Source organism: Serratia myotis (genome assembly GCF_027474885.1).
Classification (GTDB): Bacteria; Pseudomonadota; Gammaproteobacteria; order Enterobacterales; family Enterobacteriaceae; genus Serratia; species Serratia proteamaculans.
This window is the reverse complement of sequence record NZ_CP099707.1, coordinates 508749-520190: the sequence shown is the minus strand read 5'-3', so window position 1 is coordinate 520190 and position 11442 is coordinate 508749. Positions and strand designations below refer to the sequence as shown.

Here is an 11442-nt window from a genome sequence, read left to right as displayed (position 1 = left end):
TCTGAGTGGTAATTCAGGTATAATCCCGAGGGGCACAGCATGCTGTGCCCCTACACTTTTTATAGGCAGCGGTGAATCAGACCATGAAACAGGCAACGTTCTATCTAATCGAACACGCGGAACCCGCAGGTGCGCTCAGCGCGCATGAGGCCGTGGCCTGCGCCGTTGCCGCCGAACGCTGGCGTTCCGGCAAGCGGGTGTTAATCGCCTGCGAGAGCCAGGAACAGGCCCAGCGGTTGGACGAAGCGCTGTGGCAGCGCGATCCACACCAGTTTGTGCCACACAACCTGGCCGGTGAAGGCCCGCATTACGGCGCCCCGGTCGAACTGTGCTGGCCCGGAAAACGCGGTAACTCCCCGCGTGACCTGCTGATCGCCCTGCTGCCTCAGTTTGCAGATTTTGCTACTGCTTTCCATGAAGTGGTAGACTTCGTCCCTTACGAAGACACCCTGAAACAGTTGGCGCGCGACCGATATAAAGCTTATCGCAGCGTCGGCTTCCATTTGACCACGGCCACGCCGCCAACTCACTGAACAACGATATAAAATGGAAAAGACAAACAGTCACCTCGATACCGCCTACGACCCGAAAGAGATCGAACAGAAGCTGTACGATCACTGGGAAAACCAGGGTTACTTCAAGCCCAATGGCGATACCAACCAGGAAAGCTTCTGCATCATGATCCCGCCGCCGAACGTCACCGGCAGCCTGCACATGGGGCACGCCTTCCAGCAGACCATCATGGACACCATGATCCGCTACCAGCGCATGCAGGGTAAAAACACCCTGTGGCAGGCCGGTACCGACCATGCCGGTATTGCTACCCAGATGGTGGTTGAGCGCAAGATCGCCGCAGAAGAAAACAAAACCCGCCATGACTATGGCCGCGACGCGTTCATCGACAAAATCTGGCAGTGGAAGGCAGAATCCGGCGGCACCATCACCCGTCAGATGCGCCGTCTGGGCAACTCCGTGGACTGGGAGCGCGAGCGCTTCACCATGGACGAAGGCCTGTCCAACGCGGTACGCGAAGTGTTTGTCCGCCTGCACAAAGAAGATCTGATCTACCGTGGCAAGCGCCTGGTGAACTGGGATCCAAAACTGCGCACCGCCATCTCCGATCTGGAAGTGGAAAACCGCGAGTCCAAAGGCTCCATGTGGCACCTGCGCTACCCGCTGGCCGACGGCGCTAAAACTGCCGAAGGCAAAGATTACCTGGTGGTCGCCACCACCCGTCCGGAAACCGTGCTCGGTGATACCGGCGTGGCCGTGAACCCGGAAGATCCGCGCTACAAAGATTTAATCGGCAAAGAAATCATTCTGCCGCTGGTTGGTCGCCGCATCCGCATCGTCGGTGACGAACACGCCGATATGGAAAAAGGCACCGGCTGCGTGAAAATCACCCCGGCGCACGACTTTAACGACTACGAAGTCGGTAAACGTCACGGCCTGACGATGATCAACATCCTGACTTTCGACGGTGATATCCGTCAGGAAGCGGAAGTGTTCAACACCCTCGGCGAAATCTGCACCGACTACTGCAACGAAATCCCGGCCCAGTTCCGTGGCCTGGAGCGTTTCGCGGCGCGTAAAGCCGTGGTAGCCGCCTTTGAAGAGTTGGGCCTGCTGGAAGAGATCAAACCGCACGACCTGACGGTGCCTTACGGCGACCGCGGCGGCGTGGTGATCGAACCTATGCTGACCGACCAATGGTACGTGCGTACTGCCCCGCTGGCGAAAGTGGCGGTGGAAGCGGTTGAGCAAGGCGAGATCCAGTTCGTGCCGAAGCAGTACGAAAACATGTACTTCAGCTGGATGCGTGATATTCAGGACTGGTGTATCTCGCGTCAGCTGTGGTGGGGTCACCGTATCCCGGCCTGGTACGACGTGAACGGCAAAGTCTATGTTGGCCGTAACGAAGAAGAAGTGCGTAGCGAAAACAACCTGGGCCCGGAAGTGGTGCTGAACCAGGACGAAGACGTGCTGGATACCTGGTTCTCTTCCGGCCTGTGGACCTTCTCTACCCTGGGCTGGCCAGAGCAGACCGACGCGCTGAAAACCTTCCACCCGACCAGCGTGATGGTCAGCGGCTTCGACATCATCTTCTTCTGGATTGCACGCATGATCATGCTGACCATGCACTTTATGAAAGATGAAAACGGCAAGCCGCAGGTTCCGTTCAAAACCGTCTACATGACCGGTCTGATCCGCGACGACGAAGGGCAGAAGATGTCCAAGTCGAAAGGTAACGTGATCGACCCGCTGGACATGGTTGACGGCATCTCGCTGGAAGACCTGCTGGAAAAACGCACCGGTAACATGATGCAGCCGCAGCTGGCGGAGAAAATTCGCAAGCGCACCGAGAAGCAGTTCCCGAACGGCATCGAACCGCATGGCACCGACGCCCTGCGCTTCACCCTGGCGGCACTGGCTTCCACCGGCCGTGACATTAACTGGGACATGAAGCGCCTGGAAGGCTACCGCAACTTCTGTAACAAGCTGTGGAACGCCAGCCGCTTTGTGCTGATGAACGCAGAAGGCCAGGACTGTGGCTTCAACGGCGGCGAGAAAGTGCTGTCGCTGGCGGATCGCTGGATCCTGGCTGAATTCAACCGTACGGTGAAGGCTTACCGCGAAGCGCTGGACACTTACCGCTTCGATCTGGCCGCCAACATCCTGTACGAATTCACCTGGAACCAGTTCTGTGACTGGTATCTGGAGCTGACCAAGCCGGTAGTGAGCAACGGCAGCGAAGCGGAACAGCGCGGCACCCGCCATACGCTGATCACCGTGCTGGAAGCCCTGCTGCGCCTGGCGCACCCGGTGATCCCGTTCATTACCGAAACCATCTGGCAGCGCGTGAAAACCCTGACCGGCGAAACCGCAGACACCATCATGCTGCAGCCGTTCCCAGAGTACGACGCCGCGCTGGAAGATACGCAAGCGCTGAACGACCTGGAGTGGATCAAGCAGGCAATCACCGCGGTACGTAACATTCGTGCCGAGATGAACATTGCACCGAGCAAACTGCTGGAAGTGCTGCTGCGCAACTGCAACCCCGACGCTGAGCGCCGCGTGCAGGAGAACCAAAGCTTTATTCAGCGTCTGGCGCGTCTGGAGTCGATCGCCCTGCTGCCTGCCGGTGACAAAGGCCCGTTGTCGGTCACCAAACTGGTGGACGGTGCCGAGCTGCTGATCCCTATGGCCGGCTTTATCGATAAGGACGCCGAGATCGCGCGTCTGTCGAAAGAGATGGGCAAGCTGGATGCGGAAATCGCGTCGATCGAAGGCAAGCTGTCTAACGAAGGCTTTGTGGCGCGTGCGCCAGAAGCCGTGGTCGCCAAAGAGCGCGAACGTCTGACGGCCTGTAAAGAAGGCAAAGTGAAGCTGCAGGAACAGCAGGCGACCATCGCCGCGCTGTAATCTGTCGGTTCGCTGCAACTGTTAAAAACAGCGGGGGCTTCCCCGCTGTTTTTTTTATTGCCGTTGCATCTGGCCCGCTTAAGATGTTATTACAAGATTTAAATGCTGCATGGACGCCGCTGGGATAAAACTCCGGCGCGTTTTGTGTTGCGATAAAAACGAAATTTCGGAACCACTAAGGTTCTTCTTATGGCGAGTGTAAATATGACAACAGCAACCCCAGTACGTCTTCTGGTGCGCCCAATAACGGCTGATGATAATGCCGCTATTGCTAATGTCATTCGCGAAGTCTCCGCCGAGCACGGTTTGACAGCGGACAAAGGCTATACCGTTTCCGACCCCAATCTGGACGTCTTGTATCAGCTCTACAGCCTGCCACGCAGCGCTTACTGGGTGATAGAAGTCGATGGCCAAATTGCCGGTGGTGGTGGTGTTGCGCCGCTGCAGGGCGGTGAAGACGATATTTGCGAATTACAGAAAATGTATTTCCTGCCGGTTTTACGCGGCCAGGGCCTGGCAAAACGCCTGGCGCTGCAGGCACTGGAGTTCGCCCGTCAACAGGGCTTCCGCTGTTGTTATTTAGAAACCACCGCCAGCCTGACGCAGGCCATCGGCCTGTATGAGCATCTGGGCTTTGAGCATATCGACCAGGCGATGGGCACCACCGGCCATGTCGACTGCGAAGTCACCATGCTGAAGACGCTTTAATCTTGCTACTGCGCCCGCGGTAATAACGGGCGCAGCATGCAGCGCCCCTACGCCCTTACCCCGCCTTCTGCTCTTTCCCCGTCACCTCTCCCTTGATAGCCAACTCAATCCGGCTCAGCACCAGGCTGGTCAGGTACGACACTGCAATTAACAACAGCAGGATCAGCGGCGTATAGCGCGGCGCAAAGATCAGCTTTTGAGTGAAGTAATAGCAATAAAAACTGTGGGTCAGCCACATGTACAGCGAATGCTTGCCCAGTTCGCTCACCACCCGGTTCACCGTACTGCCCAGCCCATCGGCGGTTTTCATCAGCGCGATAATAAACAACGGTGTCACCAGCAGCAGCCCCGGGTTATGGGCGACAATAAACACGGCCACCGTCACCATCAGCAAGATCAGCGGATGGGTGCGGCTCAGAGTGGTGATCAGTTTCACCAGCCACGAGTTCGGTGGCATTTTCTGGCTGCGGCCAAACACCATGCCAAAGCCAAATGGCAGCAGCCAGGTGCAATATTCGATCAACACTTCTGGCGCCCCGGCGACATACTGCAACCCCTTGCCACACAGCGCCGCCAAAAACAGCAGCCCCAGCAATGGGCCGATATTCAAGCGCGATAACAGCGGCAAAGAGAGCACGTACAAAACATAGAGTTTAAAGAACCACCACTCGCTGTTATAAGTGGATTTAATGCCAATCAGGTTTTCGAAAAACAGCGACGGCGACAGGGAATATCTTTCGCCCGGAAAGAAGATGATGCCGATCGGCACAAAGATAAACAGCACTATCCAGTAGCTGATATATAAATTTTTCAGCTTGCCCCAGATATATTTAAACGAGACTTCTTTTTTCAGCGAGAATCCGTAACCGGAGAGAAACAGGAACATCGACACGCAAATCTTGCCGAACAGGCCCACAAACATCTCAATATCGACGCTGTTAACCATATGATAAACCGGGATGTCCGGACTAATACGGCTCGGATAGGCAAACAGGTGATGGATTAACATCAGAATGATGGCAATCCCTTTTAAATAATTAGATTTATTAATCGAAATTTCCATATTTCTTAATATCTTATCCAATAACAGGTTTCGCCATCATATAGCAGCTATTTTGCTCTGACACCCTCTTTCCAGATCGGATAAGTCTCATATTTAATATTCCTTTAAGAAACAATGTGCCGGATATTTATAACCCCCCGATTTCTCTCGTCAGCCCATGCCCCTCAAAAAAACCAACAAAATATTAATATCATTATGTTATTTTTTATCCATAAAAATCATATATATAATAAAATTCACAAATGTTTTTTGTGATATTCATTAACAAATTAATGAATTCAAATTGACCTGCCGCCCGCTTGCGATACTCTGCCAATACAGGCTCATGCCGCAATCGCACAGGGAGCAGTCATGTCGGAAAACGCTTTTGATTACATCATTGTTGGCGCAGGGTCCGCCGGCTGCGTACTGGCAGCGCAGTTGATCCGTCGCACTCAGGCACGGGTGCTACTGCTGGAAGCCGGTGGCGACGACAATAATCTGTTCATCAAGATGCCGGCCGGCGTGGCGAAGATCATCGCCAAAAAAAGCTGGCCGTATGAAACCGAGCCGGAGCCGCATGCCAATAACCGCCGCATGCAGATAGCCCAGGGTAAGGTGCTGGGCGGCAGCAGCTCGGTCAACGGCATGATCTATATTCGCGGCCAACGACAGGATTACGACGAGTGGGCCGATCGTTATGGCTGCATCGGTTGGGGCTATCAGGACGTACTGCCCTACTTCAAACGCGCCGAGGCCAACGAAAGCCTGTCGGATGCCTATCACGGCGGTGAGGGTCTGCTGCCGGTCAGCGAGAACCGCTATCGTCACCCGCTCAGCATGGCATTTATCCGCGCCGGCCAGGAGCTGGATCTCCCCTACCGCAACGATTTCAACGGCGACAGCCAGCACGGCGTCGGTTTCTACCAGACCACCACCCACAATGGCGAACGCGCCAGCACCGCACGCACTTACCTGAAAGCGGTGCGAAACGAACAACGGCTGGTGGTGAAACTGAATGCGCTGGTGCACCGGGTGGTGTTCGATAACAACGTCGCCACCGGCGTGGTGTATAGCCAAAACGGCGGCGCCGAAGTTACTGCCCATGCCACGCAGGAAGTGATCCTCAGCGCCGGGGCGGTAGGATCGCCGAAGATCCTGATGCTGTCCGGCATCGGACCACGCGAACATCTGCAACAGTTGGGTATCGAACCGCTGGCGGATCTGCCGGTGGGCAAGAACTTCCACGATCACCTGCATATGTCGATCAACGTCAGTACCCGCGAGCCGATCAGCCTGTACGGCGCCGATCGCGGCCTGCAGGCGCTGCGTCACGGCACCGAATGGCTGGCATTCCGCAGCGGCGTACTGAGTTCAAACGTGCTGGAAGGCGCCGCCTTCACCGACAGCCTGGGTGACGGCAGGCCAGACGTACAAATCCACTTCCTGCCGCTGCTCGACAGCTGGGACGACGTGCCCGGCGAACCGCTGCCCAATATCCACGGCTTCACGCTCAAGGTCGGTTATCTGCAGCCGAAGGCACGTGGCGAAGTGTTGTTGCGCAGTCGCGATCCCAAAGATCCGGTGAAACTACACGCCAACTACCTCGGCCACCCGGAAGATCTGGCCGGCAGCGTGCGTGCGGTGAAGTTCGGCCTGCGTTTCCTGCAAACCGCCGCGCTCAAACCGATTATCAAAGATCTGCTGATGCCACAGCCGGCTTGGCTGAACGATGAGGCGCAACTGGAAGAGTTCGTGCGCAACTTCTGCAAAACGGTATATCACCCGGTAGGCAGCTGTCGCATGGGGCAATCACCGCAGGACTCGGTGACGGATTTACAACTGCGGGTGCACGGTTTTGAACGGCTGCGGGTGATCGACTGCTCGGTGATGCCACAGGTGACCAGCGGCAATACCAATGCGCCGACCATCATGCTGGCAGAAAAAGCGGTGGATTTGTTGCTGGGCGCGCCGGAATAACATCATTCACGGCTGCCCGGCAATCAGGCGGTGACGGGCACGCCGCTGTGGAAGCGGAACTCGCTGTCCGGGGTTTGGATCAGCGCCGCTTCGATACGACCAAAATGGGCCACCCGCTCGCTGATATCGCCACCGGCAATCTGTTCGGCCAATGTCAGGTAGTCCTGATAGTGGCGCGCTTCGGAGCGCAGCAGCGAAACATAGAAGCGGTTTAGCTCGTCGTCCAGGTGTGGTGCCAGCCGGGCGAAACGTTCGCAGGAGCGCGCTTCGATATAAGCACCGCAAATCAGTTTATCAATCAGCGTGACCGGATCGTGGGTGCGGATCTCACGGATCATGCCTTTGGCATAGCGGCTGGCAGTGATTTTCTTATACGGGATCTGCCGCGCCAGCATGATCTCCAGTACCTGCGAGAAATGATGCAGTTCTTCTTTGATCAGCAGCACCATTTTATCTGCCAGATCCTGACCATAGGCCGAGCCGTTTTTCGGCAGGATCTTGCGGGTGAAATTGTTTTGCTTGAACAGCGCTTCCGGCACGCCCTGCGCTTCATGCAGAAACGCCTCGTAAGGCCTGAGCAGGGCCAGCAGCGCATCGCCGCTCTCCTTGTCCGCCACGTAACGACGGATCAACCACATGCCGGTCTGCGCGGCTTTTAACTCACACACCATATGGTCGGTCAGCAACAGCGGCAGGTTTTCCGGGCGACGCGCGGCGTCAATCGAGGCGTCTGGGGTTTCACAGTGCAGGAAGTTTAAAATCGGGGCTAACAGGGATTGGTATTTCATCGGCTCTTATCAGAGGGCCGGCTAGCGCCGGCCCACAGCGTTTATTAATGGCGTTTACCGTCGTCGTCTTCGTCGATGAAGTCACCTTCTTCTTCTTCATCGTCGCCTTCTTCGCCGTTCGGATCTTCAAAGTAGGTGCCCCAACCGTCGTAGTTAACGCCACAACGTGCCGCCAACGCCACCAGTTGCTCAACCTGAGCGTCGATCACTTCGGCGTTCAGACCCACTTCGCTGATCACGTCACAGCACATCACCAGGGTACCGTCTTCCACTTCCAGCTCTTCGGCGTCGGTCACTTCAAAGCCTAACTTGAAGGCTTCGACAGCGGCTTTCTCCAGCACTTCAAACTTCTCGGCAGAGAGATGGTGTTCAATGGTGTAGAGCGCCTCTGGATCGCTGCCGTCTTCCAGCAGTTCTTCGATGATCAGGCGGGTCTCTTCACGTTGTTCGTCTAGCTGTTCGCTGTTTGCCATGCCTATATCCTCAAGTCAAATGGCCTGTATTGCGCCTATTTTCACACACCGTCGGCATTGCTTCCACGATAAACGTGAAAGATTTCCACTGCGGGGTTGAAATTGAATATTCATACATATAAAGTGAATTTAAATTCAATTTAAACGGTAAGGATATACGGCAATGAGTAGCATAAACCCGTTCTACAAACGTCACTTCCTGAGATTAATGGATTTCACCCCGGCGCAACTGCAAGCGCTGCTGAAACTGTCGGCCGATTTGAAGCTGGCCAAGCAACAAGGCAAGGAAACCCGCCACCTGCAGGGAAAAAACATCGCGCTCATCTTCGAAAAAGACTCGACCCGTACCCGATGCTCTTTCGAAGTTGCCGCATTCGATCAGGGTGCTCAGGTCACCTACCTCGGCCCGAGCGGCAGCCAGATTGGCCATAAAGAGTCGATGAAAGACACCGCCCGCGTGCTGGGTCGGATGTATGACGGTATTCAGTATCGGGGTTACGGCCAGCATCTGGTGGAAACCCTGGCCAAACATGCCGGCGTGCCGGTGTGGAACGGGCTGACCAACGAGTTCCACCCGACGCAGTTGCTGGCGGACCTGCTCACGGTGCAGGAACACCTGCCGGGTAAGCCGCTGAACGAGGTAAAATTCGCTTACCTCGGCGACACCCGCAACAATATGGGCAACACTCTGCTGGAAGCCGCCGCGCTGGCCGGGATGGATCTGCGTCTGGTCGCACCGAAGGCCTGCTGGCCGCAGCCGGAGCTGGTCGCGGAGTGCCAGGCACTGGCAAAACAGACCGGTGCCAAGATCACCCTGACCGAAGACATTGCCGAAGGGGTGAAAGACGCGGACTTCCTGTACACCGACGTCTGGGTGTCGATGGGTGAGCCGAAAGAAACCTGGCATGAGCGTATCGGGTTGCTGAAACCCTATCAGGTCAATATGGCGATGGTGAAACTGACCGGTAACCCGAACGTCAAGTTCCTGCACTGCCTGCCGGCATTTCACGATGACCAAACCACCCTCGGCAAGCAGATGGCGGAACAATACGGGCTGCACGGCGGCATGGAAGTCACCGATGAAGTGTTCGAATCGGCGCACAGCGTGGTATTCGATCAGGCAGAAAACCGCCTGCATACCATCAAGGCGGTGATGGTCGCCACCCTCAGCGAAACGCTTTAACACCACCAGCCAGGCATTACGGGCGGGTTCTTAACCCGCCCATCGCCTTCCCGACTAATTATTCCGCCTTCTTTCTCCGTTCAGTGGATTTTTATGCAACAAGCTCGCATAACCCTATTCTGGCCGGAACATACCTTGGTGCTAATAATTTGTTTATTCATCATAAAAAAAAGATAAACCGACCGTATCACAAAAATAAAAAACGCCGTTTTACCGTCAATAGGAATAAAAATTCAAAAAATCACGGATTGATAAGAATATAAATGACAACTTAGTGAATAATTACGCCAACCATCGGCACAAAGAAAACAAAAACAATAAGTTAGAATAAAGCACATTGAACTAAAACCCGCACAAACCTCTTTATTACTGGATAATTAACACCAGGCGCGAGTATTAATTCATTCTGAATAATAGATTTACAAACAAAACAATGACACCAATCAATTCATAGCTTGTTTCATTTCCCGTCCATTTATTACGTGATCTCCATCACAAAACACCCTAAAGCAAAGTTTATTATTCTCCGCAACGCAACGGTACCCATCCTTATGAAAGGAAATTACCTCTTTATTTCTTTTCGTTCGATGTTACTCAAATCTGAAAATAGGGAATGAAATGAATAAGAACTATGTAGGGTCTGAAATAGGCCAACTGCGCAGCGTTATGCTTCATCGTCCTAATTTAAGCTTGAAAAGATTAACGCCATCTAATTGTCATGAACTATTATTTGATGACGTGTTATCCGTCGAACGAGCAGGCGCTGACCACGATATATTCTCCAAAACGCTAAGAGATCAGAATGTCGAAGTATTACTGCTTACCGATCTACTGAAAGAAACCATGGGTATTCCCGCCGCCAAGCAATGGCTGCTGTCAACACAGGTCTCTGATTTCCGGCTTGGGCCGTCACTGGCGGCCGATATTCGTGGCTGGTTGGGCGACTTGTCCGATCTTCAACTTGCCCGCCATATGACGGGTGGCCTGACATATGCTGAGATCCCTGCCAGCTTCAGTAATATGGTGGTCGATACCCATCAGGGCACTGACTTTATTATGAAGCCACTGCCGAACCATTTATTCACTCGCGATACCTCATGCTGGATATATAACGGCGTATCTATTAACCCCATGGCAAAACCGGCACGACAGCGTGAGACAAATAATCTTCGCGCCATTTATAAATGGCATCCTTATTTTTCCAAAGGTGATTTCACCACTTATTTTGGCAACGAAGAACGCAATTATGATCACGCCACGCTGGAAGGGGGCGACGTCCTGGTTATTGGCCGCGGTGCGGTATTAATCGGTATGTCAGAGCGCACCACGCCACAAGGAGTGGAATTCCTGGCGCAGGCACTGTTCCAATCCCATCAGGCAGAGCGGGTCATCGCATTGGAATTACCTAAGCACCGTTCCTGTATGCACCTGGATACCGTAATGACTCACATCAACCTGGATACCTTTTCGGTCTATCCGGAAGTGGTGCGCAAAGAGTCACAGTGCTGGACGCTGACCCCTGACGGGAAAGGGGGCCTGCATCGCCAGCAGGAAAAACATTTCCTGACCGCGATTGAACGTGCCCTGGGTATTACTCAGGTGCAGCTCATCACCACCGGGGGCGACAGCTTCGAAGCCGAACGTGAACAATGGAACGATGCCAATAACGTCCTGACTATCCGCCCTGGCGTGGTTGTCGGTTACGAGCGCAACACCTGGACCAACGAAAAATACGACAAGGCCGGCATCACCGTACTGCCGATCCCCGGCGATGAACTGGGCCGTGGCCGCGGCGGCGCCCGCTGCATGAGCTGCCCGCTGGAACGCGACGCTATCTAACCCCCG

Annotated in this window: 9 protein-coding genes; 6 read left to right on the top strand and 3 right to left on the bottom strand. The window is 54.5% G+C overall.

The window, feature by feature from the left end; genetic code table 11:
* The first annotated feature begins 83 nt into the window (after window positions 1-83).
* From NHG65_RS02370 to NHG65_RS02360, 3 genes are all read left to right on the top strand, one after another.
* Window positions 84-533 (top strand): DNA polymerase III subunit chi, encoded by a 450-nt coding sequence (locus NHG65_RS02370; RefSeq protein WP_012005017.1) that lies wholly within the window; start codon window positions 84-86, stop codon window positions 531-533.
* A gap of 13 nt (window positions 534-546) precedes the next feature.
* A complete protein-coding gene (locus NHG65_RS02365; protein ID WP_499182898.1) occupies window positions 547-3423 on the top strand; it encodes a valine--tRNA ligase in 2877 nt (958 codons plus the stop codon).
* Window positions 3424-3627: 204 nt separating this feature from the next.
* Complete coding sequence (locus tag NHG65_RS02360; protein WP_261257028.1) at window positions 3628-4131, top strand: GNAT family N-acetyltransferase; 504 nt, start codon at window positions 3628-3630, stop codon at window positions 4129-4131.
* 55 nt (window positions 4132-4186) lie between these two features.
* On the opposite strand, the gene NHG65_RS02355 is transcribed toward NHG65_RS02360, so the two are convergent.
* Window positions 4187-5140, bottom strand: a complete 954-nt coding sequence (locus NHG65_RS02355) for an acyltransferase family protein (RefSeq protein WP_499182897.1) — start codon at window positions 5138-5140, stop codon at window positions 4187-4189.
* Window positions 5141-5545: 405 nt separating this feature from the next.
* On the opposite strand from NHG65_RS02355, the gene NHG65_RS02350 reads away from it, so the two are divergent.
* Window positions 5546-7153 carry a GMC family oxidoreductase gene (locus NHG65_RS02350; RefSeq protein ID WP_261416141.1) on the top strand — a complete coding sequence of 536 codons (1608 nt, stop codon included), beginning with the start codon at window positions 5546-5548 and terminating at the stop codon, window positions 7151-7153.
* 23 nt (window positions 7154-7176) lie between these two features.
* On the opposite strand, the gene miaE is transcribed toward NHG65_RS02350, so the two are convergent.
* Together miaE and rraB are read right to left on the bottom strand one after the other, a co-directional pair.
* Window positions 7177-7941 (bottom strand): tRNA isopentenyl-2-thiomethyl-A-37 hydroxylase MiaE, encoded by a 765-nt coding sequence (gene miaE / locus NHG65_RS02345; RefSeq protein ID WP_499182896.1) that lies wholly within the window; start codon window positions 7939-7941, stop codon window positions 7177-7179.
* A 44-nt stretch (window positions 7942-7985) separates the two neighbouring features.
* Window positions 7986-8414, bottom strand: coding sequence for a ribonuclease E inhibitor RraB (gene rraB / locus NHG65_RS02340; RefSeq protein ID WP_099065051.1), 429 nt, complete (start codon window positions 8412-8414; stop codon window positions 7986-7988).
* 163 nt (window positions 8415-8577) lie between these two features.
* Here rraB and argF point away from each other — a divergent pair, with 163 nt between their 5' ends.
* Both argF and arcA read left to right on the top strand, forming a co-directional pair.
* Entirely contained in the window at window positions 8578-9597 is a 1020-nt protein-coding gene (gene argF / locus NHG65_RS02335) for an ornithine carbamoyltransferase (RefSeq protein WP_413507212.1), read from the top strand.
* Window positions 9598-10215: 618 nt separating this feature from the next.
* Entirely contained in the window at window positions 10216-11436 is a 1221-nt protein-coding gene (arcA, locus tag NHG65_RS02330) for an arginine deiminase (protein ID WP_261257020.1), read from the top strand.
* The last annotated feature ends 6 nt before the right edge of the window (window positions 11437-11442 follow it).